The following is a 24,381-nucleotide window of genomic DNA, read 5'->3' as shown; positions in this document are numbered from 1 at the left end:
CAACCACCAGTTCAAACCGGTCGACAATCCGTTCCTCAACTGACTCGGCGGCCGGGCGGCCCCCGGTCCGTTCCCGCAAGACTAGCCCGATTCCGGTTCACTCGTCTGGTGACCGGGACGGGTCGTACTCCGTTGTGAGGTCATTCAGTACCAGTTCGAAATTGCGCTTGTTGGCCTTCCAGGCGGCGTCGAAGAGATCACCCGCGATCGGGATTGTTCCCACGACCACGTCGACGGCGATGTTCGCGATCATTTTGAGCAGCGTCGTGGAGGACACGCCGAGACGAGCCGCCTCAACCACGATGTACAGCGAGAGTCCGCCGCTGAGTACGTCCCCCACCCCCGGGAGAACACCGAGCAGTGGGTCGATACCGATGCGGTAGCCGATTCCCGGAACGCGGATTCCCTCGTCGAGAACGGACGCCACGATTTGGAGACGCTTGACCGCCGCTCGGTCGACCGACTTCGGTAGGTGCTCCATCTTCTCGCTGAACTCGATCAGCACCTCGCTCTCCTGGTCACCCGTCATAGGTACCGTTTGGAGCCCTGCCCGATAACCGTGGTGTCGAGGTCTGTCGGGCGTCCCCGGAGGCATGGATTCAGGTACTAGATACGTCGGCAACGTCGTTTCGATGGGCAGTTCGGATCGAATTTGACGACGATGAACAGTACGAGCGGTTGAAGGAACGGAAGAAGCACCGGGGGTTGACGTGGAAAGGGTTGCTCCTCGAAGGTGAAAAGAAAGTCAGAGAGGATACCCCAGAATAAGCGTCGAGCGTGGATTGTACCGTGTGATGTCGGATTCACGCCCGCCCTAAACAGTAGTTGCCGAACCTGACTGAGACTCTTCAGGCTGGGCTGTGTTGGTCACCAGATGGTCCAGACAGCTGAGGCGAAACAGGTTTGCCGTGCTGCGTCGACGGTGCTGTTTCCAGAACTCGAATTCGGCGTAAAACCGTGTGGGAAGTACACGAGAGAGGATTTCTTGGAAATCCTCTCTCGGATCGCTTTTGATCAGGAGTTCGCAAATACGGGTGGGAAAACGCTCCAACTTGATCGTGACGAGCACGTCGATATCACCGCTACGGCTCGAAATTCACTCGCTAAATCGCTGCTGTATCACTTGCGCAATCTCTCAGCAGAGGCTATCACCGACCAGTTCGATGGCGTCCGAGATCGAGTGTTCGAAGTCCTCCGGTCTCAACGCCGACTTCCCGCGTTCGTCGATGTTGCCATCGATCTCCACGAGTGGCGGTTCTACGGATCTGCCGACACAGACCACGTCCTAACCACGTATCCAGATCTCGGAACAAACAAAGCGTTTTGCTTCGCAACGCTGTGTATCGTCGCTCCTCGCACGCGATTTACGCTTGCGGTGGTCCCGATGGACGCGAACGGCTTTCGCGCCAAGCGCGAAGCCGTTCGCTCCTTGCTCGAAACAGCCAAACAGTACGTCTCCATTCGGCACGTCTACCTCGACCGTGGATTCTACCAAGTCCACGTCGTCGCGGAGTTGGAACAGCAGGATGTCGGTTATATCGTGCGTGCGCGGCCGAGTAGTGGAATGAAAGACCGCCTCAGCGCCGGCGCTGAGACGGTTGCTGACGAGTACACGATGCAGCGAAAGCGCAAACCAACAGCGTCGGTAGATGTCACAGTCTTCGCGGTTCCGCACCGCACAAGCGAGGACGAGCACGTCTGGTTCGTGACAAGCTTAGACGTAGACTCATCGACAGCGAGAGCATACGCGGCGGCGTTCTGCCGCCGCTGGGGGATCGAAACGTCATATCGCCAGCTCGGCGATTTCCTCCCGAGAACGTCGTCGCCGACGTTCTCGGTTCGACTGTTCTACTTTCTGTTCGCGGTGTCGTTGTACAATCTGTGGGTGTTAGCTAACGTGTTAGCTTCAGCTGAAACAGTTCCAGAGACACCGCTGATTTCAACACGAATCTTCCGCAGATTCGTTCTCTCGACAGACTACGGCTGAGTCCACCTCGGATCTGACCGGGATAACCGGTGAGTACGCCTTATCGCGGAGAGGTGTCGCTCGGGAACGCCGCTGTCGCGGCGTTCCCTCGCTCTCTCACTGAATCTGTCACAACGAAATCCGCTACGATCGTGAAATGCGCGAACTCAACGGCTTGGTTAGTGCGAAACAAGATTTGATTCGGCAACTACTGTAAATGGCGGGACTCTCTCCTTGATACAGGTAGTCAGCAACCCGGTATCACCGGACAGGATGAACTATCGAGACGTGAATCATCGTCGTTCATTCCCTCGAGTCAAACAGGTGTGAGTTCATAAGTGAGGGGAGTATGCGACGTCTGCACTGGAACGTGGCTAGATCAGAACGGGTGCCGTCAGTTCGTACGGCTCTGTCGAATTGGCTTCGTCGACCCACGGTGGTTGCTCAAGATCGAAGTTACCAGTATCGAACTCAAACGTGGTCCTGTACGTCGTCGGTTCGTCGCCGAGCGATCTGACTAGCACGTACTCCGCGTATGTCCCGGCAGGTGTAGTTACGTCCCAGGATACGTTTGCCGAGTTGACCGTGGACGTGTCGGCGTCAGCATGTACCTCACCCGAGGCCTCTGTGACGCGGTACGCCTCCGTTCCTGATACCGGCTGTGGTCAGTACAGGAGCCGCACAAACCACGTAGTACAGAAAAAATACATATTCAGGGACAGAAAATAAGCAGACATGACCGTTTCAAATTCGAATGAAAAATCAAGGCCGAGCATGGTCGATATATTCTTTCCCCTGATATTCTCCGCCATCTTCGGCGGTCTACTGTTTGGTCCAATTGGCGCTCTAATCGGTGCGGTTCTCGGCGCAACTATTGGGGGAATTGTCGGAAGCAGAGACAAGAAGGCAGTGCCCGGGGACTCCGAACGCGATTGATGAACAGTGTGTCTGCAGTTCCTTTGTGCCTGTACCGTCGAGAGAGATGCCCTTTGCGTGACCGACTGTTCATCCCGTGTTGTGTCTGAAAAAGGGTGTTCCACGGAGCCCGTCGACGTGGGGTTCGCGTAGGACAACGCCGATTAGGCAGTAACCGGCAGGGTCACCCGTGGAATCGGTACAGCGACGTGACGTACGGCAGCCGGTTGAGCATCCAGATCGCGACCGGCAGCCCGATGACCGTGATCGCGAGGGCCGACGCCACGTTCGCCCACAGCAGACTCAGCCACCACCCGACGAGGACGAAGTAGATCGCCCGGACGGCGAGCGAGCGTTGCCCGCGCGCCGACTCGGGCTCCGACAGCGACCGCGGCTCCGCGAGCGTGAGCACGGTCGGCACGAGGTTGATCAGCTTGATGCCGATCGGCAGCAGGACGACCGTGACGTTGAGCAGCCACGCGGTGTTGACGACGATCGGTGTTACCCACCAGCCGACGAACACGAACCACAGCGCGCGAACGAGGAGGGATCGTTGTGCCATTAGCCTCGTTAGACTTCCACGCGGTAAATCCGTATCGCCGATCGCGGCCGGGTGCCGCGGGTCACTTGTTCCCGACCTTCGTCGTCACGCGAAGAAGGCCCTCGGCATCGCCTTCGGCGGCGTCGCAGTCGTCCTGGTTGCCACGTAACCGACCCAACGAGCCGGTCACGAGTGACTCCGGCAGAACCATTAGGTAGATGACACACCGACACCCACAGAGAGGTGAGCATGACGCAGAACCCGCGATCGCACTACGTCCGCCGATTCGATTCTCTCGGGGCCGCCGACCTCGGTGTCGCCGGCGGCAAAGGCGCGAACCTCGGCGTCCTCGTTGACGCGGGAGTTCCGGTCCCGTCCGGGTTCGTTGTGACGACTGCGGCGTATCGGTCAATCGCGGACGACGCGGAGATCAGCGCAGCGATCGAGCGGCTCGGCTCGCACGACCCCCGCGACTCCGGCGCGCTGACGACGACGGCTGCCGAGATCCGGGCGCTCATCCGCGAGCGACCGATCGGCGACCCGATCGAACGCGCGATCGCCGAGGCGCTCGACGTCGGCGCCGACACGACCTATGCCGTCCGTTCGTCGGCGACGGCAGAGGACCTCCCGACGGCGTCGTTCGCCGGCCAGCACGACACCCACCTCGGCGTCACTGCCGACGCCGTCACCGACGGAGTCCGCGACTGCATGGCCAGTCTGTTCACCGACCGGGCGGTCGCCTATCGCGCGCGAAACGGTATCGCACACACCGACGTCGAGATGGCGGTCGTCGTGCAACGGATGGTCGACGCCGACGCGGCGGGCGTGCTGTTCACCGCCGACCCGGAGACGGGCAAGCGAACCGTCGCGACCGTCGACGCGACGTACGGCTTAGGCGACGCGGTCGTCGCCGGCGAGGTGAGCGCCGACCACGCGCGAATCGCCCGAGAAACGGGCGCAGTCATCGAGTACGACGTCGGCGACAAAGCGACCGAACGCAGGCTCACCCGAGCGGGCACCACCTCGGTAGACACACGGACGGACAGGCGAGAGACGCGCGTTCTCACCGACGCCCAGCTCCGGACGCTCGTCGATATCGGTGAACGGATCGAGGCGCTGTTCGGCGAGCCGCAGGACATCGAGTGGGCGCTCGTCGACGGTGCGTTCGTCATTCTGCAGTCCCGACCGATCACGTCACTCGTCTCGCTGCCGGTCCCCCGCCCGGACGACGACCGACTGCACGTCTACCTCAGCCTCGGTCACGGACAGGCGATGACTGACCCGATGCCTCCGCTGGCACTCGACCTGTGGGAGGCGGTGTACGGCGACGTGATGAACGGCTTCACGGGACGCGACCGCGCCTGGATCACCCGGACCGAGGGCCGGGCGTACATGGACATCACACCGTTTCTCGGGTTCCGCCGGACGCGTGAGGGCATCGTCAAGACGATCGCCGCGGTGAACCGGTCGGCCGCCGAGGGGACCGAGCGGTTGCTCGCCGAACGGCGCGAGGAGTTCGGTATCGACGTGTCGCTCGCAACGCTCCCGGCACTGCTCCGGACGGTCGCCAGCGTGCTCCCGATCCTCGCTCGGTTGTTCTGGCAGGGGATCGCCCCGTTCGTTCGCGGGGCGGCAGGCATCGACGAGTTCGTGACCGAACTCAACGAATGGGCGAGCGCACAGGCGGCCGACATTCTCGCGACCGACGATCCGGCCGAGTTGGTCGAGACCGTCTTCGCGGGGTTCTCGACCGAGTTCGTCTCCGACCTGTCGCCGAAGTCGATGCGCGTCGTCATCGGCCCGCTCGCGGGAACGGTCCTCGAACGGGTGGTCTCCGGCGCGGACGCCGCGACCGTCGAAGCGGCCGCACGAGGCAACGAGGCGGAAGTCGGCACCAGAATGACGCTGGCGCTCGGCGATATCGCGGACGTCGCACGAGAGACGCCCGCGGTCGAACGGGCGATACTCGACGGACAGCCGTACGAAGAAGTCCGCGCCGTCGACGGGAGCGAGGCGTTCGTTCAGGCGTTCGATGCGTTTATCGACGAGTTCGGCCACCGCGCCGTCGGCGAGTTCGACCCGAGTCGTCCTCGGTGGCGTGACGACCCCTCAGCCCCGCTCGGCATCGTTCGTGGGAACCTCGCCGGCGAGGACCGAGGCGCACACCGGTCCCGGCTCCGCGAGCGCAAACGAGAGGCGCAGGCGGCGATCGACGAGCTGCAAGCGAGTGCCGACCGGGGGCTGCTCGGGCCCGTCCGCGGCCCGCTCGTGAATCACCTGCTCCGGACGTACCGAAGCCACATTCACCTCCGAGACGAACCGAAACACGCCATCGCACACCTGTTCGCAGCGTGGCACGAGGCGATCCAGCGGGCGGGCGAGCACCTCGTCCGCGAGGACGTGCTCGACGACCCGGACGACGTGTGGTTTCTCCGCAGATCGGAACTCCGTTCGCTCGTCGATGACCCCGACGGCGAGGTCCCCGACATCGCTGCACGCAAACGGGACCACGAGCGGCACGGCCGGATCGATATCCCGCCGCTCATCACTAGCGAGGGCGAGATCCCCCGAGTGGAACGCGTGGACGTCGACGAGCACACGCTGGTCGGCACCGGGGTCTCCGCCGGCGTCGTCGAAGGCGTGGCTCGGATCGTCGACGATCCGGCGACCACGACCCTTCGGTCGGGCGAGATCCTCGTGTGCCCGTCGTCCGATCCCGCGTGGACGCCGCTGTTCGCGACCGCGGGCGGACTGGTCACCGAGGTCGGCGGAAGCCTGACCCACGGCGCGCTCGTCGCCCGCGAGTACGGCCTTCCCGCCGTCGTCTCCGTCGCCGGCGCGACAGAGGCGATCACCGACGGGCAGCGGATTCGCGTCAACGGAGACACCGGGACCGTCGAGCTGCTAACGAAACTAGATAAGCGTTAACACGGCCGAGTGAGGTGTACCGGACAATGGCAGACCACACACCGATTCCGACGGGCGGCGAGAACCGATGAAGGTCGCAGTGTACGGGGCCGGAGGCGTCGGTGCGTACTTCGGGGGTCGCCTCGCTCAAGCCGGCGCCGACGTCCACCTCATCGCGCGCGGCGACCACCTCGATGCGCTCCAGCGCGACGGCCTCCGCGTCGAAAGCGTCTCCGGTGACTTCTCGATGGAGTTGCCCGCGACCGACGACCCGGCTGACGTCGGCCGGTGTGACGTCGTGCTGTTCACCGTCAAGTCCTTCGACACCGAGGCGGCGGCCCGCGAGGTCCGTCCCCTCCTCGGCGACGACACCGCCGTCGTGTCACTGCAGAACGGCTTGGACAACGAGACGAAACTCGCCGCCGAGATCGGTCGCGAGCACGTCATGGGTGGTGTCGCTTACATCTTCTCGACGATCGCCGAACCGGGCGTCGTCGAGCACACCGGCGGACCGACCAGCTTCACCTACGGCGAGCTGGACGGCGCGCGAAGCGACCGCGCCACGCGCTTTCTGGAGTGGTGCGATCGCGCCGACGGAATGGACGCCGAACTGTCCGAATCGATACAAACCGACCTCTGGGAGAAGGCCGCGTTCATCTGTGCGCAGGCCGGGATGACCGCGACGGTGCGCCTCCCGCTCGGCGAGATTCGAAGCCACGAGGAATCCTGGGAGATGTACCGGCGGCTGATCGACGAGGTGTGTCGAGTCGGTCGGGCTACCGGTGCCGAGCTACGGGACGGGACCGTTTCCCAGTGGATGGACTTCGCCGACGACCTCGGCGCGGACTCGTACTCGTCGCTCCATTACGACATGACACACGAGAAGCCGATGGAACTCGAAGCCCTCCACGGCACGGTCGTCCGGCGGGGTCGGGAGAACGACGTCGCCGTTCCCATGAACGAAGCCGTCTATGCGATTCTCCAACCGTGGGCGCAGCGAAATGCGTAGGACGACACCGAACACGACCCCGAACATGGAACCGAGCACGACGCCGACGCTCTCGCGTGCGCTTGGCCGCCAGTAAGGGAACGAACGCGACCCGCCGAGACCGCCTCAGCGGCCGCCGTCGGTCATCGCAACCGGGTCGTCGTCGGCTCCGGATTGGTCAGCGGTCGGGTCCGCGGTCGCCGCCGGGTCAACGGCCGGATCGTCGGCGCCGAAGTGAGTCCACAGGGTGACGCCCGCGGTCGCGTAGGCGACGAGGTCGTAGTGGACGTTCCCGCCGAAACCGGTGAACGCGGCGAGGGTGCTGTACCCGAAGACCGCGACGACGCCACCGACGAACACCGCCTCGTTCGTGAGCCGCCCCTCGGCGGCCGCGCCGATCGCTCGGCGGATGATCGGGCCGCAGGCGACGAGGAAGGCGATACCCGAGAGCGCCGCGAGGTTCACGAAGAAGTGCGTCGCGACCGCCGAATCGAGGATCGACTGGAGGTACGCGACCGTCACCGGGTCGTAGAACAACCACTCGACGCGGGTCGGGTAGAGCACGCCGATGTACGGCGTCGCGACCATCAGCCCGAACAGCACCGCGACGGCGACTCGGGCCGAGGCGAACTGCGACGCGCGGCGGGTGACGAACGCGTCGTCGCCCGGTGCGACGACCAGCCCACACGCGACGAGCGTCTCGCGGAGGTCGTCCCGGCTCACGGCGGGGTCGTGGTGGACGCCGACGGTGCCGTTTCGTTGGGTCGCCGACGCGGCGCTGACGCCGTCGCAGTCGCGGAGCACGGCCTCCAACAGCGCCTCCCGTCGCTTCGTGTCGATTCCGTCGACCGAGAACGTGTCGTGGACGTGCGTCTCCGGAACGCGTGCAACCCGCGGACCGGGCGCGGCCGACGGTCCCCCCGTGGCCGAGCCGGCACGGGCCGGGGCGTCGATCCCCCGCTCGCGGGCCACGGCGTCGAGTTTCGTCGGACGCCCGTGGTGGTCGTCTGGCATGTGAATACCCTACACGTCCACGAGCATGAAACTTCCCCCGAGCGCGTCGGTTCGTCCGGACGCGTCGAGCCGATCGGGCCCGTCAGCGGCGGCGTCCCTTCGCGTCAGGCGTTGACCGATTCGAGGTAGGAGGTGACGATCATCTGCCCCTTTCGGGTGAGCGCGGCGCCCGTGTCACCGTCGACGACGAGCTCCGCCTCCCGGAGTTGATCGAGGACCATCGACGTCTGGGTGACGTCGCCGGTGACGATCTCCGCGATGTTCGCCTCGCCGCCGGCCGAGTAGATCGAGACGAGGACCTCCAGCTGCTCCTCGGTTGGATCGAACGAGTCGAGGTCGTCCATGGCCTCGTCGTATTCGAGCTTGAGGTACCGCCCGAGCACGTTCAGCGTTCGCGCGTCCGGGACGGTCGCAATCGACGTCACCGTCTGCGTGTCGGGGACGTGACGGAACACGAGCGCGGGGCGTTTCGTCCCCGCGAGCGTCCGGTCCGTCCGCTCGTAGTCGATGACGGTCGAGAGGGTCACCCGGAACGGCTCCGGGCAGTTGGTGAAGCCGATCGCGCCCGGCGAGAGGGTCACCGACGCCGTGTGGTCGGTCGCGTCGGTGACGCGACCGCCGACTTTCGCGGGATGGCGAACCGTGACGGTGACGTTCCGCAACAGCGCCTTGAACAGGAGCCGCGTGAACTGCTCCATGTCGTCTGATTCGCCCTCGATCAGAGCCGTGCGTCTTCGGTCGTTCCCGTCGTAGGCGACGGTGACGCTGTCGTTGAAAAACGACTGCAGGTCGCCGGGAACGGTACCGACGGCCACGTCGAACACGTCCGCGAGCGGCACGGTCGTCTTCGTGCCGTCCGTCGCGATCACCAGTCTGCGCTGGCTCAGCAGGATGCGCCCCGTGACCGGATCGTCGCTTCCGAGGTCGGCGGTGTGGACGCGGCCGACGAAGTCGGCGACGACTGACTCCTTCATCGATCACCGAGACGGGGCGTTCGCTCTTGATTGTTGCCCACCTCGTCTCAAGCCTGATAGCCGACTGTCAGGCGTCGATCGGGGGACTGAACGACCGCAACCGGCGTTCGTACGGGTGTCCGATACGACCGTCAAAGGCGAGGAACAGCAAAGCCTAATGAGGTGGGCATCAAACCCGCAGGTGATGCCCACAGTAGAATACCTCAACTACGAAGTGCTCGACGACCACGGCTGGTCGATGGACGATGACGACCTCTTCGAGGAAGCCGCCGCGGCCGACCTCGACGCCGAGGACTACGGCAGCCTCGAAGTGAATCAGGGCGAATACATCCTCGAATCGGCCGAGGCGCAGGGCTACGACTGGCCCTTCTCGTGCCGCGCCGGCGCGTGTGCGAACTGCGCGTCCATCGTGAAAGAGGGCGACATCGAGATGGACATGCAGCAGATTCTCTCCGACGAGGAAGTCGAAGAGAAGAACGTCCGCCTCACCTGCATCGGCAGCCCGGCGACCGACGAGGTCAAGATCGTTTACAACGCGAAACACCTCGACTACCTGCAGAACCGCGTCATCTAAGCTGCGGCCCCGGCGGCCGTTCGGCGCAATGACCGACACCACCAATTTTTATCGCCCGGCAATCGGTGCGCGCTCGGCAGTCGAACGCGGCGAGCAGCGGCACCGAACCCGGAGGCGTCGGTCGCGGCGGGCCGGACCAGCAGGATTTATCATGCGTCTGTCTGACGGAAACACATGAACGGGAGCGACGCCGACGATCAGACCGGTCCCGCGGGATCCGCGGCCCCGACCGCAGAGCACGAGGCAGGGCCCGGCGAGTCGGTCGTCGAACCCGCCGTCACTGAGGCGGCCACGACGACCGCTTCAGTCGCTCACGCGAGGCTCGAGGGGGAGTCCCGACTGGCGCGTCCGAACCGGATCTCCTCGATCCTCGTCGCCGTCGGTCCCGGCCCGCACTCCGGAGCGACCGTCGACCTGGCGAGGCGACTGGCGGACGCGACCGACGCGTGGCTCGAACTCTTCCACGTCGTCCCGTCGGATGCCGGGGTCGAAGCCGCCGAGTTGGACGCGACCGATGGACGCGACGGCAGCGATAGCGGCGGCGCCGGCGGCAACCACGGCAACCACGGCAACCACGACGCCGCCGCCGACCCCGTCGCCGCCGGCGAGGCGCTGCTCGCGGCGGCCGACGACCGCCTCGGCGACTTCGAGCGGGCCGATCGCTGGCTCGTCGAAGCGCGGAGCGCCGCGGACGCGATCGTCGAGCAGTCCCCTTACTACGACCTCGTCGTCGTCGGTGCGCCCACGACCGGGACGGTCGGTCGGTTCGTCTTCGGCTCCACGACCGACACCGTGGTCGACGACGCCGAAGTCCCGGTGGTCGTCGTCGAGGCCGACGGGACGACGGCGCTCCGCGACGCGTAGGCGCGCCCTCGACAGCCTGCCGACGGGTTTTGCGGCACGGGCCGGCACCGAGCGGCGGCGACAGCGTTAACTTAGTGTACATACTTGTACATCATAACGCGAAACAATACATTGGTGCACATTATGGATATCAACGACACGGTCGAACGCGTGACGGACGGGACGGATCTGACGGTCGAGGAGGCGCGCGAGGCCGCGCGGCTCGTCTTCGAGGAAGCGACCGAGGCGCAGATCGGCGCCCTTCTCGCCGCGCTCCGGGCGAAAGGCGAGACGGAAGCCGAGATCGCCGGGTTCGCGCAGGGGATGCGCGACGCCGCGCGCACCATCGATCCGGACCGGAAGCCGCTCGTCGACACCTGCGGCACCGGCGGCGACGACTACGACACGATCAACGTCTCGACGACCGCGGCGATCGTCGCCGCCGGCGCGGGCGTCCCGATCGCCAAGCACGGCAACTACTCCGTCTCCTCGTCGTCGGGCAGCGCCGACGTGCTCGAGGTCGCCGGCGCCGACGTCGAAGCCGAGCCCCCCGCCGTCGAGGCCGCGATCGAGGACGACGGGATCGGGTTCATGCTCGCGCCCGTGTTCCACCCCGCAATGAAGGCCGTCATCGGTCCGCGAAAGGAGCTCGGAATGCGGACGATCTTCAACGTGCTCGGCCCGCTCACCAACCCCGCCGGCGCCGACGCCCAGGTGCTCGGCGTGTACGACCCCGACCTCGTCCCCACGATCGCGCGATCGCTCGCACACATGCCCGTCGAACGGGCGCTCGTCGTCCACGGCGCCGGGATGGACGAGATCGGCATCCACGACGAGACGGTCGTCGCCGAGGTCGACGGCGACGAGGTGACCGAGTTCACCGTCTCGCCGGACGACCTCGGACTCGAACGGGCTCCGATCGAGGCGGTCGCCGGCGGGACCCCCGAGGAGAACGCCGCCGACCTCCGCGGGATCGTCGACGGCTCGGTGACCGGCCCGAAGCGCGACCTGATCCTCGCGAACGCGGGCGCGGCGGTCTACGTCGCCGGCGAGGCTGACTCCCTCGCCGCCGGGGTTGAGCGGGCCGCCGAGGCCATCGACACCGGGGCGGCCGCCGCGAAGTTCGCGGCGCTGTGCGGTGGCGACGACGAGAGCGACGCCGATAGCGAACCGGAGTCGGCCGGGACCGATGGAACCGCCGCGGCCGGCTCGGAGGACGACTGATGGCCCGGGTGAAGATCTGCGGGCTCACGCGCGACGCGGACCTCCGCGCCGCGATCGACGCCGGCGCCGACGCGGTCGGCGTCATCTCCGAGGTGCCGGTCGACTCGCCCCGGGAGGTGGACCCCGCCGCCGCGGCGGAGCTGCTCGCGGCCGTTCCCCCCTTCGTCACGGCGACGCTCGTCACCATGCCCGAATCGGCCGAGCGCGCCGTCGAACTGGTCCGGATGATCGGCCCCGACGCCCTCCAGCTCCACGGCGAGTGGACTCCCGACGAGATCCGCTACGTCCGCGCGGAGACCGAACGGAAGGTGCTGCTCGCGGTCGACGCCGACGACCCGGCCCGCGCGGAGGAGCTCGACGCCGTCGCCGACGCGCTCGTGCTCGACTCGACCGACGAGTCGGGCGCGGGCGGGACGGGCGAGACGCACGACTGGGAGCGGGCGGGTGATCTGGCGTCCCGGCTCACCTCGCCGGTCGTCCTCGCCGGCGGGCTCACGGCCGACACCGTCGCCGAGGCGGTCCGCGTCGCGGACCCGTTCGCCGTCGACGTCGCGTCCGGCGTCGAGTTCACCGACGGTCGGAAAGACCACAACGCGATCGCCCGCTTCGTCGCGAACGCGGGCCGAGAGATGGAGTTGGCGTGAGCATGGACGACGCACACCCCCAACTGGACCGCTCGAAGGACGCCTTCGTCGACCTCGCCGCGGACGCAGAGAAGCCGGTCGTCGTCCGCGCGTCCGCGTCGCTCGACCCCGACGTCACCCCTCTCGCCGCGTACGCGACGCTGGTCGGTGAGGGCCCGTACGGGTTCCTGTTGGAATCCGGCGAGAAGGTCGCCTCCAGCGACCCCGACGGCGCGTTCACCGCCGGGGGGAAAGCGGACAAACACGCGCGCTACTCGTTCGTCGGGTACGACCCCGAGGCGATCGTCTCCGTCCACCCCGACCGAACGGACGTGACGCGACTCGGTCCGGCCGCCGAGTTCGTCGGTGACGGCGACGGCGACGACGGAGATTCTCTCGGCGGTGACGACGACGCAGCGCTCGACGACGCGCTGGGTCCCGCCGCCGGCGACGCCATCGACCGGATCCGCGCGGCGTTCCCCGACGTGAGCCTGCGCGGGTTCCCCGACACCGATCGCCAGATCCTCTCGGGTGGGTTCGTCGGCTTCCTCGCGTACGAGGCCGTCTACGACCTCTGGTTGGAGGAGGTCGGCGTCGACCGACCCGAGACCGCGTTTCCGGACGCGGAGTTCGCGCTGACGACGCGGACGGTCGTCTTCGACGAGAAAGAGGGAACGGTCGAACTCGTCTTCACCCCCGTGATCGGCGTCGACGACGACCCCGCAGCGGTCTACGACGACCTCGTCGCCGAAGCCGAGCGCGTCGCCGGCGAGTTGGCGGACGCGTCGCCCCCCGAACCGGACGGGATCCGCGTCGAGTCGGAGTCCGCCGAACCGCAGGCGGCGTACGAGGAGGCGGTACGGACCGCGAAACGGCACGTCCTCGACGGCGACATCTACCAGGGCGTGATCTCGCGGAGCCGCGAGCTCCGCGGCGAGGTCGACTCGCTGGGGCTGTACGCGGCGCTCCGCGAGGTGAACCCGTCGCCGTACATGTACGTCCTGCGCCACGACGACCGCAGCATCGTCGGGGCGAGTCCGGAGACGCTCGTGTCGGTGCAGGGCGACCGGATCGTCTCGAACCCGATCGCGGGCACCTGCCCCCGCGGGACGAGCCCGGTCGAGGACCGCCGGCTGGCCGGCGAGATGCTCGCGGACGGGAAGGAGCGCGCCGAGCACACGATGCTCGTCGACCTCGCGCGGAACGACGTTCGCCGCGTGAGCGAGCCGGGGTCGGTCCGCGTCGAGGAGTTCATGAACGTGTTGAAGTACAGCCACGTCCAGCACATCGAATCGACCGTGACGGGAACGCTCGCGGCCGACGCCGACCCGTTCGACGCGACGCGAGCGACGTTCCCGGCGGGCACGCTCACCGGCGCGCCGAAGGTGCGCGCGATGGAGATCATCGAGGCCCTCGAATCGACCCCGCGGGAGGCGTACGGCGGCGGCGTCGGCTACTACTCGTGGACCGGCGACGCCGACTTCGCGATCGTCATCCGGACGGCGACGCTCGAGGAAGGCGCCGACGAGACCACCGTGACCGTCCGCGCCGGCGCGGGACTGGTCGCCGACTCCGATCCGACCGCCGAGTACGAGGAGACCGAACAGAAGATGGACGGCGTGTTGACCGCGATCGACCGGATTCGGGCGGGAGAGCCCCCGACCGAGGACCCGCTCGCCGCGGGCACGGAGGTCGACGAATGAAGGTCGTCGTCGTCGACAACTTCGACTCGTTCACGTACAACCTCGTCGAGTACGTCTCGGACCAGCCGATCGGCGAGGACGACGAGACGATAGACGTCGAGGTGCTCAAGAACACGGTCTCGCTCGCGGCTATCGAGCGCGCCGACCCAGACGCGATCCTCCTCAGCCCCGGTCCCGGTCACCCGAAGAACGACCGCGACGTGGGCGTGACGATGGCCGTCCTCCGAGAGCTTTCGCCCGACGTGCCCACGCTCGGCGTCTGTCTCGGGCTCGAAGCCGCCGTCTACGAGTACGGCGGCACCGTCGGGCACGCGCCGGAGCCGATCCACGGCAAGGCCTTCCCGGTCGACCACGACGGGGAGGGCGTCTTCGCCGGCCTCGATCAGGGGTTCCGCGCCGGGCGGTACCACTCGCTGGCCGCCACCGAGGTGCCCGACGAGTTCGCGGTGACCGCGACGACGGACCACGACGGCGAGCCGATCGTGATGGGGATCCGCCACCGCGAGCACCCGATCGAGGCGGTGCAGTTCCACCCCGAGAGCGTGTTGACCGCGGCCGGTCACGACCTCATCCGCAACTTTCTCGCGTCGGTGTGACTGCCGGGCGCGTCGTCAGCGTCGTCCGCGTCAGGCGTGCTCGTCGTCGCTCTCGTCGTCACTCTCGTCGTCGGGTTCGGCGTCGTCGGTCGCTCCGCGGCTCGCCAGGCCGACCAGGTGTTCGATCTCCCGAAGGATCACCTCGTCGACGCCGAGTCTGACCGCGTTCTCGGACCCGGGCAGACAGAACACGGGCGCGTCGGCGACGACCCCGGCGGTCGCCCGCGAGCCGATGGTGCGCGTTCCGATCTCCTCGTAGGAGAGCCGGCGGAACAGTTCGCCGAAGCCGGGGAGTCGCTTGGCGAAGAGGCCTCGAACCGCCTCCGGTGTCACGTCGTCCGGCGTCACGCCCGTGCCGCCGGTGGTGACGACCGCGTCGGTGTCTTTCCGCCGCGCGAGCCGGTCGACGGTGCCCTGCACGCTGTCGTACTCGTCGGGGACGAGTTCGCGGACGACGACCTCGTGACCGGCCGCCTCGAACGCCGACACGACGTAGTCGCCGGAGGGGTCGTCGTCCAGCGACCGCGAGGAAGACACCGTCACGACCCCGAGTGCTACGGACTCGGCGTCGTGGTGGTGATGGTCGTGGTCCTCGTCGTGATCGTGGTGGTCGTCCGTCTCGTGGTGGTCGGGCGCGTCGCTCATGACACCACGTCTCTCGCCGACGGTGAAAACACCTCTCCGACGGGGCGATCGATCGATCCGCGGCCGGCGGCGGTCGGACGGCGACCGGGCGGCGACCGGCTCAGGGCCAGTCGTCGCGAGAGGGCTCTTCGGCGGGCTCAGCGTCGCGCTCGTCGCCCGCGAGGGTCCAGCCGGCGGCGTCCGCCGCGTCCTCGACGTGGAGGAACTCCCACCCGGTCGCCGCGGCGAGGGCCTCGTCCTCCTCGTCGACGCCGACGAACACGTGTCGGTCGGTGTCGAACTGCTTGGCGATGTTCGTCAAACTCTCCTCGACGCCGCGCGGCCCCGAAAAGAAGTCCTGACGCACGCGGTGTTTGCGGGTGAAGTTGGTGACGACGTAGGTCGGCTTCTCGCTGACGACGCCGACGTACTCCGTCCACTGCCGAGCGTTGTTGAACACGTCGTTGGGGTCCGCGAGGGACTGTAACGCCTCCAACTCGAACGCCAACGTCATGTCGCTAGATCCGCCACTGTCCATGATTCGGGTTTCGTCCGGCGGGCGAAAACAACTTCGCTTTAGGGGCCACTCGCCCGATCGGGGCGCGTCTCACCGCCCGGTCGCTGTCCGGGTGACGACTCGTCGACGCCGCGGTCAGCGCGCGCGGACCTCGTAGTAGTCGGTGAATTTCACCACGTCGCCGTCGTCGAGGTCGCCGGTTTCGGGGGCCGTCCGCGGTCGCCCCGCCAGCTCCAGAACCGCGACCTGCGTGTCCTCGTCGAGCTCGTCGTAGTGACGGACCCGCGCGTCGGTCGGTACCCGTCCGGTACGCCGGAGCCGCATTCGTCTCCCCGTTTCCCTGAGTGGCATGTGAACACATACCACATTATTAATGATAAACCTTGCGTCGACCCCGAGATCGTGAGAATAGCGCCCCACCGAACCCTCGCTCACGAGCCGCCGGCCTTCCGTTTCGAACGCGGGAGGCTTACCGTCACCGTGGTTCCGCGGGGGTCCCGCGCCGCGACCGTCGCCGAGCCCCCCGACTGCTGGATCACCCAGTACACGAGCCACAGCCCGAGTCCGCTGCCGTGATACAGCGCGTCGACCGCTTCTCCCGTCTCCAGCACGTCGCGGTTCATCCCGGTGAGTCCGGGGCCGTCGTCCGCGATCTCGACTTCGACCGCCTCGGCCGTCGATCGGACCGCGATTTCGACGGTCGGGCGCTCGCGGTCGTGGTGTTCGATCGCGTTCCGGATCAGTTCGTCGAACGCCCGATCGATCCAGTCCGTCGCCGCGGCGACGGCGCCCCCGTCGTCGGGCGTCGAAACGGACACCGACGCGTTCGGAGACTCGGCGGCCGCCGTCGCCGCGAGGCGGTCGACCGTCCGCGCCACGTCGACCGGTTCCGTCTCGGGCGCATCGCTGAGCATCTCGGTGATGTGGTGTGCCTTCTCGCTCGTCGTCAGCAGATCGTCGGCCCGCGCGACGATGTACGAGGCCGCGTCGGCGACGTCGACTCCGCCGTCCGCGCCGTCTACGCCGGTGGCCTCGCCCGAGCCGAGACCGGAACGGTCCGCCGAACCGGTCGCGTCGGTCGCGTCGGTCGCGACGAGCTGTTCCGCCCGGCCGCGAATCACCGTCAGCGCGTTCCGCAGGTTGTGCTGGAGCACGCGGTCCACGACGCTGAGCTGGCGCGCGCGGTTCACGCTGTCGGTCACGTCGCGGAGCACCGCGACCACCCCCCCGGGCTCCTCCTCGTCCCGGTGTTCCAACGGGTAGTACCGAACGTCGAACGTTCGGGTTCCCCGCTCCGGATGCGCCCGCGTCGTCCGGTACTCGACGGTGCGACCCCGGAGGGCCCGGTCGACGTACCCGCTCACGTCGCGGTACCGCTCGTCGCCGATCACCTCGGCGATAGTGAGTCCCCGCACGTCGTCGGTTTCGATCCCGTGGTACGCGCGGTACTGCGGGTTCGCAAAGAGGAACCGGCCGTCGCGATCGGTGGCGGCGATGAGGTCCGTCGCGCCGTTCACGGCCCGTTCGTAGCGTTCGAGATCGCGCTCGCGGGCCTTCAGCCGCGTGATATCCCGACAGATCGCGAACGTCCCCGCCAGTTCGCCGTCGCCGTCGTAGTACGGGTACCGCTGGGTGCTGAACGTCGCCTCTCGGTCGCTCCGCTCGAACGACGGCGAGACGCTGTACTCGGCCATCGCCTCCGTTTCTAGGACCTCTCGACGCCGCTCGTCGATCTCGCTCGCGGTCTCCGCGTCCATGAACGCGAACTCGTCGGTACCGTACAGCTCCTCGCGAGAGACGCCGGCGAACTCGCTCACCGCTTCGTTGACCAGTTCGAACTCGCCCGCGCAGTTCTGCAACAGGATCGGATCGTCGAGCTGTTCGACGATGTCGCGGTACTGTTTCAGCTGTCCCATCGCCGCTTTCCGCTCGGAGATGTCGGTCTGGATCGCGACGAACCGCGAGAGCGCTCCCGACTCGTCGAACACGGGAGCGATCGTCTGGTGAGCGTGATATACACTGCCGTCTCGGCGCCTGTCGACGATCTCTTCTTCCCACACCTCCCCGTCTCTGAGGGTCGCCCACAGCGAGTCGTAGTACGATTCGGGCATCTCCCCGGAGTTGAGTATCGCCGGGGTGGCGCCGATCGCGTCGGCGGGCTCGTAGCCGGTGTGGTCGGTGAACGCGGGGTTGACGTACTCGATCGTCCCGTCGGTGTCGGTGACGTAGATGGCGTGTCCGGCCTGCTCGACGAGGTTGCGGAACGTCTTGAGTTCGCGGTCCGCCGGGTCCGCCACGGCGTCCCGGAACACGCCGGTGTAGACGCGAGCGTCCGAGTCGGCGGCCGCTCCGCCCGCCGCGTGCTCGTGAAACTGCACGGAGAACGTGACCGTGTGCCCGTCCGCGTGTCGTGCCGGAAACCCGAATCGGCCGGCGTCGGCGATTCCCGCGATCGCGTCGAGCCGCCCGCGAAGCGAGCGGACCCGCTCGTCCGTGGCGTCATCGGCGATCAGCTCGGTGAGCTGCCGATCGCGAAGATCGGCGGGATCGTACCCGAGGACAGCCTCCGTCGCGGGGTTGGCGTAGACGACGGCGCCGTCGCGGTCGATCGACACGACCGGGTCAGAACACTCCGTGACGAACGACCGAAAGAAGTCGTCACCGGGCACTGACGACCGATCGGGAGACGATCCGCGAGCCATTGGGTAGCAGAGAGATCACGAGCGCGTGAAAAGGTATTGGATGACTCGTCGTCGGCCGCATCTCGATCCCCCGCGACCGTGCGGGGAGCGGAGGACCCCCGCGGCCTACTGCTCTGCCGACGTTTGCTACTGCTCTGCCGACGTTTGCTACTGCGTCGCGCCTACTGCTCCGTCTGCGCCGCCAGGTCGTCGACGGAGAAGCCGGGCTCCATGAGCAGATCGGTCTGACCGCTCACGTCGCGGCCCTCGCGCATCAGCTGTTTGAACGCCGACTGCGGCGAGAGGTCGCCGATGAGCACGCCGCCGACGATCTTCCCGTCCTGCAGCGCGACCCGTCGCCACTCGCCGTCGGCCGTGGTGGCCTCGACGGAGTCGTCGCCGAGCGTCGGGTGGCCGAACGAGAGGAACGGGAAGTCGAAGTGCGTGATCGAGTACGACGAGACCCACTCGAACGTCTCGCTGCCGTACTCGACCATGTTGCGGGCGGCGACCGTGCCCTGCTCTTTGGCCGACCCCCACGAGCCGTTCTTCGCCTGCTCGCCGAGCACGAGGTCGTTGAACGTGGTGATGTCACCGGCGGCGTACACGTTGTCCACGTTCGTCCGCATGAACTCGTCGACGACGATGCCGTCTTCGGTCTCGATCGGCGTGTCCTCGACCAGTTCGGTGTTGAAGTTGAGCCCGATGGCGACGCCGGCGAAGTCGCACTCGTAGCGCTCGCCGTTCGGGTCGACCGCGGCCTCGACGTGGCCGTCGTCGTCGACTTCGAAGTGGTCGACGCCGGAGCCGAACACCGGCTCGACGCCGCGCTCGCGCATCGCGTCGTGCATGATCTCGGCGCCCTCCTCGGAGAGCGCGTAGCGCCACCAGGCGTCACCGCGCATCAGGTACTTCGCCTCGACGTCCTGTGCGCCGCAGATGGCGGCGAAGTCGATGCCTAAGAGCCCGGCGCCGACGATGACGGCGTTGTCGGCGTCCTCCACGCTCGCTTTGATCTTGCGGGCGTCCTGGAACGTCCAGAAGTGGTGGATCCCGTCGGCGTCCGCGTTCCCGACCGGGAGCTGCTGAGGGGTCCCGCCGACCGCGAGCAGCAGGGTGTCGTACGCGAACGTCTCTCCCTCGTGGGTGTGGATCGCGTCGTTCTCGACGTCGATGTCGACGACGACGGTGTTGAGCCGGAGGTCGACGTCGTGGTCGTCGTACCACTCCTCTTGGTGGATCGAAATCGGCGCCTCCGGGAGCTTCCCCTTCGCGTACTCCTTTATCAGGATCCGGTTGTAGAGGGACTCTCCCTCGTCGGTGAGAACCGTGATATCGGCGTCTGGTGCCTCCTCGCGGAGCGTCTCGGCCGCCGACGCGCCCGCGATGCCGTCACCGATGATCACGTACGAATCGCTCATAATCGGCTGTTCGGATTCGGGGTTAATGTGGATTGTCATCCGCGTTGACGACCGTGATAGACCGTCTCTCGGTCGCCTCTTCCCCGAGATATCGACGCTTCGGCGGCTCGTTCGGTCGACTTGTCGTCCAGACTACCGGTTCGATCGCGCTACTCGTGACCGTGCTCGTCGGCGCCGGCGGGCTCGGCCGGGAAGTCCTTCTCGCCGGCCTCGATCCGCGCGTCGAGCCAGTTTTCGGTGGGGATCAGCGGGCACTCGTAGGCGTGGTTGTACGCGCACGTCGGGTTGTACGCGTGGTTGAAATCGACGATCCACTCGCCGTCGACGCGGTCGCGGTCCGGTTCGAGATCGAGGTAGCGGCCCGCGCCGTACGTCTCCTCGCCGTTCGTCGCGTCGCGGAACGGGACCCAGAACCGGTCCGCGCCGTCGGCCGGGCGGTACGCCTGCAGCGCGCGTTCCTCGCCGTCCAACTCGAACCGGAACTCGCCCCAGCGGCGGTACGTCTGCTCGCCGTCGGCGGTCGTCTCGACGGTGACCATTTCCGGGTCGTCGTGCTCGTGTAAGGGGAGCACGAACCGAAACGACCGATCGGGTTCGTAGTACGCTAACCCGGGGAACGCGTCGCCGCGCATGGATATCGGCAACGGCGACCGCGCCGAGTCGCGGAAGTGCTCGATCTTCGCCTGCCGCTGGTGTTCGATCCGGTTCGCCCAGTCGTCGTCGGGGTCCGTCGCGGTCATCTCGCTAGTGTATTGTGTTCCTCGCGCAATAATGGTTTCGTCGACCGTTCCGGCTCTCGCCACCGGACGGCTCGCCACAGATTCAAGGTCGTCGCTCCCTAACCGCGTTCATGAAGATCCGGCAGAACATCCGCCACTGGGCCGCGAAGAAGGCGCTGACGACGCCGGTCATCGGCGACGTCGCGAACGACAAGCTCGTCGATCTCCACACGAGCATCTTCCTCAACAAGGCCGACGAAGGGCGCCGCGAGGAGCGCCGCGACCACCTCGACAGCTTCTTCGACGCGACGATGGACGCCTACGTGGCCGCCCTCGAAGCCGGCTTCGCGGAGGCCGAGGCCCGCGAGATCACCCACGTTCAGGCCAACTTCGACTTCTTCAATCACGGTTGGACGGAGATGATGGAGATCCCGGGCGGGGAGCTGGAGGAACACTACCGCCGCTACGAGTCCTTCTTCGCCGCACACAGGATCACGATCGACGACCCGCTCGGCGAGTTCCGGCCGGCCGGCGGCGTCGTCGACGCCCCCGCGACCCCCGAGAAGTTGGAGACGCCCGAGTACGAGAACGCGCTCGCCGGGTTCGCCGCCGACGTGTACGTCGAGACCGACGACGGCGAGACGGTCGTGGGCGGCGACACCGCCGAGCCGGAGGACGTCGACCCGGCGGCGGCGCCCGGGCTCGACGAGGACGAAGCGAGCGCCTGAGCGGACCGTCTCACCGCGCGGGCGCCGACGGCGATATCGATCCGTCGGATCGACGCCACCGGCCACGTTTATACATCGCCGGCGAGAGGTGCCGCCATGAATCGCGGGCAATCGTTCCTCCTGTTTCTCATCGGCGCCGTCTCGCTGGTGACGCTTCTCATCATCCTCCCGTTTATCGAGTACGTCATCGCCTCGGCGATCCTCGCGTACGTCCTCTTCCCGTTCCACCGCCGACTCTCTCGGCGCCTTCGGAAGCCGCTGTCCCCGCGGCTCGGAAACATGACCTCGGCGATGGTCATCCTCCTCGGGTCGATCGTCGCCGTCATCCTGCCGCTGGCGTACATCTCGCTGGTATTCGTCCGCGATCTCGCCTCGATCGCCGCCGGGGACACCGGCGTCGACCTCCCCGCGATCGAAGCGCGCATCGCCGCGATCACCGGCGAGGAGTTCCAGATCGACGAGCTGCTCACGACGGCCGGCGATCTGCTTCTCAACGCGTTGTTCGGCGGGCTCGGCGGGGTGTTCACGAGCGCGCTGCGCGCGTCGCTCGGGCTGGCGCTGGCGCTGTTTCTGGTGTATTACACCCTCCTCGACGGGCCGGCGTTCCTGCGGTGGCTCCGGTCGACGATCCCGCTGCCTCCGACCGTCATCGACGGGCTCATCGAGAAGGTGAACGCGACGACTCGGGGGGTCGTCATCGGTCACATCTCGGTCGCGGTGTTACAGGCGCTCATCGCCGGGCTCGGTCTCTGGGCGGTCGGGCTTCCGAACGTCGTCTTCTGGACGTTCGTGATGGCCGTGCTCGCGCTGCTCCCCCTCATCGGCGCGTTCCTCGTCTGGGGGCCCGCGTCCGCGTATCTCGTCCTCGTCGACCAGGTGACCGCCGGAATCCTGCTGGCGTTATACGGCCTCGTCGTCGTCTCGCTGTTCGACAACTACGCGCGCCCGATCGTCATCGACCAGTCGGCGCATCTGAACCCGGCTATCATCCTCCTCGGGGTGTTCGGTGGCATCTACTCGATCGGCTTCACCGGCCTCTTCGTCGGACCGATCGTCATCGGCGTGCTCGCCGCGACGCTGGAGACGTTCCGCGAGGACTACGACGCGATCTGAGTCGATTTTAAGCGGCTCGCCGCCGTAGTGAGCGGTATGGCTCCCGCTTTCCGAACCCGCCTGCCAGACCGACGGGACGCGGCCCTCGTCGTCCTCGCGGCGATCGCGGTCAACCTGATCGGCGCGATCGGTGTCCCCTTCACCGCGACCGAGAGCGCGTGGTTCGCCGCCCTCGAACTGCCCTCGTACTACCCGCCCAACTGGGCGTTCGGCGTCGTCTGGCCGATTCTGTACGCGATGCTCGGCGCCGCGGCGGCGCTCGTCTACGTGACGGGTCGCCGGCGGAGCGGCGATGTAGACGACGGACTCGGGGTCGCCCGCAACGTGCGGGTCGCGCTCGGGCTGTTCGCCGTCCAACTCGCGGTCAACGTCGCGTGGTCGCCCGTCTTCTGGGGGCTCGAACGCGCCGATCTCGGGCTCGTCGTGCTCGCGCTCCTCATCCCGCTCGTCGTCGCGACGATGGCCGCCTTCGCGCGCGTCGACCGGCGGGCCGCGCTGCTGTTGGTGCCGTACCTCGCGTGGATCGGCTTCGCGACCGCGCTCAACTACGGGATCTGGGCGCTGAACTGACTCGTCAGCCGTCCGGCGGCGAGCCGTCGTCGAGCCGCGCCGCGATGAACCGCCGTTCCGCGGGGTCGAGGTCGCGGTCGCCGGCGCGCGCCTCGTCGAGGAACACGCGCAGACCAGTTCGGTAGGCGGCGACTCGCTCCGGCGAGGCGGTCGGTTCGTCGGCCGGCCGCGCCAGTTCCAGTTCCGCGATCCCGGTTCGGTCGCCGGTGTACGCGAAGCCGGATTTATAAAGTGCGACGTAGGCGAACGGGTTGTTGACCGCGATCCGGACTCGCGCGTAGCCGTCGGCGGCGAGCCGCGAGACGGTCCGATCGACGAGCCGCGGACCCAACCCTTCGCCGCGGCGCGCGGTGTGAACCGTGACGTACCTGAGCCGGCAGCACTCGGGATCGGTTCGGTCCGGCGAGAAGGAGACGGCGGCGTACACGTCGTCGTCGAGCTCGCTCGCCGCGACCGTGGGCGGGAGCGACTCCGTCGGCTCCCACTCCGGCACCGCCGGCGAGCCGTCCGGCGTCCTGAGCACCGCCTTTCCGGGCGCGACGACGACGAACTTCCCGGCGTACGCGAACGCCCGGTAGTCGAGCCGGAGGGTCGCGCCCGAACCCGGCCGGCCGAGAAGCGAGAACTCCATGCCGCTCCTACGGCGCGGGTATATAAATGCGGTCGGGCCGCCGCGCTCGCTTTTAACTTGCTCCGTCGCCGAGCACGGCCATGCACGGTGTCGGCGACGTCGGCTTCTTCGATCGGGTGGCCCCGCTGTACGACCTCGCGATGCCGCCCGCGAACGGGGAGAAACTGGCCGCGGGGCTCGGCCACGCGACTCGTCCCATCGACCGCCTGCTCGACGTGGGAGGCGGGTCCGGGCGCGCCGCGGCCGCGCTGACCGGCCCCGAGATCACCGTGGTCGACGCGTCCGTCGGGATGCTCGCTCGCGCGAGCGAGGTCCGCGGGCTCTCCGGCGTCGCCGGCGACGCCGGGCGGCTCCCGTTCCGCGACGCGACGATCGACGCGATCACGATCGTGGACGCCTTCCACCACCTCCCCGACCACGACGCGGCGCTCCGGGAAGCCGCGCGGGTCCTCGCGCCCGGCGGCGCGCTCGTGATCCGCGAGTTCGATCCGACGCATCCGCTCGGCCGC

General features: G+C 67.3%; 26 protein-coding genes. 14 read left to right on the top strand and 12 right to left on the bottom strand.

Annotated elements, in window-relative coordinates; all coding sequences use genetic code 11:
- Positions 1-97: 97 nt before the first annotated feature.
- The gene (locus tag C461_RS09170) at positions 98-529 is read right to left on the bottom strand and encodes a DUF4112 domain-containing protein (protein WP_008000602.1); all 432 of its coding nucleotides are present in this window, start codon (positions 527-529) and stop codon (positions 98-100) included.
- Positions 530-874: 345 nt separating this feature from the next.
- Here C461_RS09170 and C461_RS09165 point away from each other — a divergent pair, with 345 nt between their 5' ends.
- Both C461_RS09165 and C461_RS15535 read left to right on the top strand, forming a co-directional pair.
- Positions 875-1,987 carry a transposase gene (locus C461_RS09165; RefSeq protein WP_049906491.1) on the top strand — a complete coding sequence of 371 codons (1,113 nt, stop codon included), beginning with the start codon at positions 875-877 and terminating at the stop codon, positions 1,985-1,987.
- 714 nt (positions 1,988-2,701) lie between these two features.
- Positions 2,702-2,902 (top strand): hypothetical protein, encoded by a 201-nt coding sequence (locus tag C461_RS15535; RefSeq protein WP_152418373.1) that lies wholly within the window; start codon positions 2,702-2,704, stop codon positions 2,900-2,902.
- A gap of 163 nt (positions 2,903-3,065) precedes the next feature.
- Here C461_RS15535 and C461_RS09160 read toward each other — a convergent pair whose 3' ends face one another.
- Positions 3,066-3,443, bottom strand: a complete 378-nt coding sequence (locus C461_RS09160) for a YccF domain-containing protein (protein ID WP_008000598.1) — start codon at positions 3,441-3,443, stop codon at positions 3,066-3,068.
- A 61-nt stretch (positions 3,444-3,504) separates the two neighbouring features.
- Complete coding sequence (locus C461_RS16190; protein WP_275039112.1) at positions 3,505-3,633, bottom strand: hypothetical protein; 129 nt, start codon at positions 3,631-3,633, stop codon at positions 3,505-3,507.
- Between the two features lie 38 nt (positions 3,634-3,671).
- Between C461_RS16190 and C461_RS09155 the strand changes: the two genes are divergently transcribed.
- Both C461_RS09155 and C461_RS09150 read left to right on the top strand, forming a co-directional pair.
- Positions 3,672-6,350, top strand: a complete 2,679-nt coding sequence (locus C461_RS09155) for a PEP/pyruvate-binding domain-containing protein (protein ID WP_008000596.1) — start codon at positions 3,672-3,674, stop codon at positions 6,348-6,350.
- Between the two features lie 67 nt (positions 6,351-6,417).
- On the top strand, positions 6,418-7,338 hold the full coding sequence (locus tag C461_RS09150; protein WP_008000595.1) for a 2-dehydropantoate 2-reductase: 921 nt from the start codon (positions 6,418-6,420) through the stop codon (positions 7,336-7,338).
- 105 nt (positions 7,339-7,443) lie between these two features.
- Here the strand turns inward: C461_RS09150 and C461_RS09145 are convergent, their stop codons facing one another.
- Complete coding sequence (locus C461_RS09145; RefSeq protein WP_008000592.1) at positions 7,444-8,331, bottom strand: hypothetical protein; 888 nt, start codon at positions 8,329-8,331, stop codon at positions 7,444-7,446.
- 104 nt (positions 8,332-8,435) lie between these two features.
- The gene (locus C461_RS09140; protein WP_008000590.1) at positions 8,436-9,305 is read right to left on the bottom strand and encodes a CheF family chemotaxis protein; all 870 of its coding nucleotides are present in this window, start codon (positions 9,303-9,305) and stop codon (positions 8,436-8,438) included.
- A gap of 184 nt (positions 9,306-9,489) precedes the next feature.
- Between C461_RS09140 and fer the strand changes: the two genes are divergently transcribed.
- The 6 genes from fer to trpG all read left to right on the top strand — a co-directional run bounded on the left by fer (position 9,490) and on the right by trpG (position 14,868).
- Positions 9,490-9,879, top strand: a complete 390-nt coding sequence (gene fer, locus C461_RS09135) for a ferredoxin Fer (RefSeq protein WP_008000587.1) — start codon at positions 9,490-9,492, stop codon at positions 9,877-9,879.
- 174 nt (positions 9,880-10,053) lie between these two features.
- Positions 10,054-10,743 carry a universal stress protein gene (locus C461_RS09130; protein ID WP_008000585.1) on the top strand — a complete coding sequence of 230 codons (690 nt, stop codon included), beginning with the start codon at positions 10,054-10,056 and terminating at the stop codon, positions 10,741-10,743.
- Positions 10,744-10,866: 123 nt separating this feature from the next.
- Positions 10,867-11,946, top strand: a complete 1,080-nt coding sequence (gene trpD / locus C461_RS09125) for an anthranilate phosphoribosyltransferase (protein ID WP_008000583.1) — start codon at positions 10,867-10,869, stop codon at positions 11,944-11,946.
- Positions 11,946-12,590, top strand: a complete 645-nt coding sequence (locus C461_RS09120; protein WP_008000582.1) for a phosphoribosylanthranilate isomerase — start codon at positions 11,946-11,948, stop codon at positions 12,588-12,590. The genes trpD and C461_RS09120 overlap by 1 nt, the downstream gene beginning before the upstream one ends.
- Before the next feature lie 2 nt (positions 12,591-12,592).
- Positions 12,593-14,272, top strand: a complete 1,680-nt coding sequence (gene trpE, locus C461_RS09115; protein ID WP_008000580.1) for an anthranilate synthase component I — start codon at positions 12,593-12,595, stop codon at positions 14,270-14,272.
- Positions 14,269-14,868 (top strand): anthranilate synthase component II, encoded by a 600-nt coding sequence (trpG, locus tag C461_RS09110; protein ID WP_008000577.1) that lies wholly within the window; start codon positions 14,269-14,271, stop codon positions 14,866-14,868. The genes trpE and trpG overlap by 4 nt, the downstream gene beginning before the upstream one ends.
- A 30-nt stretch (positions 14,869-14,898) precedes the next feature.
- Here the strand turns inward: trpG and C461_RS09105 are convergent, their stop codons facing one another.
- From C461_RS09105 to C461_RS09080, 6 genes are all read right to left on the bottom strand, one after another.
- On the bottom strand, positions 14,899-15,513 hold the full coding sequence (locus C461_RS09105; protein ID WP_008000575.1) for a MogA/MoaB family molybdenum cofactor biosynthesis protein: 615 nt from the start codon (positions 15,511-15,513) through the stop codon (positions 14,899-14,901).
- A gap of 100 nt (positions 15,514-15,613) precedes the next feature.
- Complete coding sequence (locus C461_RS09100) at positions 15,614-16,030, bottom strand: DUF7124 domain-containing protein (protein WP_049906490.1); 417 nt, start codon at positions 16,028-16,030, stop codon at positions 15,614-15,616.
- Positions 16,031-16,144: 114 nt separating this feature from the next.
- The gene (locus tag C461_RS09095) at positions 16,145-16,360 is read right to left on the bottom strand and encodes a hypothetical protein (protein ID WP_239639106.1); all 216 of its coding nucleotides are present in this window, start codon (positions 16,358-16,360) and stop codon (positions 16,145-16,147) included.
- An 80-nt stretch (positions 16,361-16,440) separates the two neighbouring features.
- Complete coding sequence (locus tag C461_RS09090; RefSeq protein ID WP_049906489.1) at positions 16,441-18,711, bottom strand: PAS domain S-box protein; 2,271 nt, start codon at positions 18,709-18,711, stop codon at positions 16,441-16,443.
- A gap of 161 nt (positions 18,712-18,872) precedes the next feature.
- Positions 18,873-20,111 (bottom strand): NAD(P)/FAD-dependent oxidoreductase, encoded by a 1,239-nt coding sequence (locus C461_RS09085; protein ID WP_008000569.1) that lies wholly within the window; start codon positions 20,109-20,111, stop codon positions 18,873-18,875.
- Positions 20,112-20,260: 149 nt separating this feature from the next.
- Positions 20,261-20,851, bottom strand: a complete 591-nt coding sequence (locus C461_RS09080; RefSeq protein WP_008000568.1) for a DUF1684 domain-containing protein — start codon at positions 20,849-20,851, stop codon at positions 20,261-20,263.
- A gap of 110 nt (positions 20,852-20,961) precedes the next feature.
- Between C461_RS09080 and C461_RS09075 the strand changes: the two genes are divergently transcribed.
- The 3 genes from C461_RS09075 (at position 20,962) to C461_RS09065 (ending at position 23,241) form a co-directional block, all read left to right on the top strand.
- Positions 20,962-21,558, top strand: a complete 597-nt coding sequence (locus C461_RS09075) for a DUF6149 family protein (RefSeq protein ID WP_008000567.1) — start codon at positions 20,962-20,964, stop codon at positions 21,556-21,558.
- Positions 21,559-21,654: 96 nt separating this feature from the next.
- Positions 21,655-22,671 carry an AI-2E family transporter gene (locus C461_RS09070; RefSeq protein ID WP_008000566.1) on the top strand — a complete coding sequence of 339 codons (1,017 nt, stop codon included), beginning with the start codon at positions 21,655-21,657 and terminating at the stop codon, positions 22,669-22,671.
- Positions 22,672-22,707: 36 nt separating this feature from the next.
- A complete protein-coding gene (locus tag C461_RS09065; protein ID WP_008000565.1) occupies positions 22,708-23,241 on the top strand; it encodes a TspO/MBR family protein in 534 nt (177 codons plus the stop codon).
- 4 nt (positions 23,242-23,245) lie between these two features.
- Here the strand turns inward: C461_RS09065 and C461_RS09060 are convergent, their stop codons facing one another.
- Positions 23,246-23,872: a GNAT family N-acetyltransferase gene (locus C461_RS09060; RefSeq protein ID WP_008000564.1), complete on the bottom strand. Its 627-nt coding sequence runs from the start codon at positions 23,870-23,872 to the stop codon at positions 23,246-23,248.
- Between the two features lie 80 nt (positions 23,873-23,952).
- Here C461_RS09060 and C461_RS09055 point away from each other — a divergent pair.
- A partial coding sequence (locus tag C461_RS09055) for a class I SAM-dependent methyltransferase (protein ID WP_008000563.1) occupies positions 23,953-24,381 on the top strand: 429 nt, incomplete at its 3' end.

It is taken from the genome of Halorubrum aidingense JCM 13560, assembly GCF_000336995.1.
Classification (GTDB): domain Archaea; phylum Halobacteriota; class Halobacteria; order Halobacteriales; family Haloferacaceae; genus Halorubrum; species Halorubrum aidingense.
The sequence above is the reverse complement of the archived record's forward strand: the minus strand, read 5'-3'. Positions and strand labels throughout refer to the sequence as shown.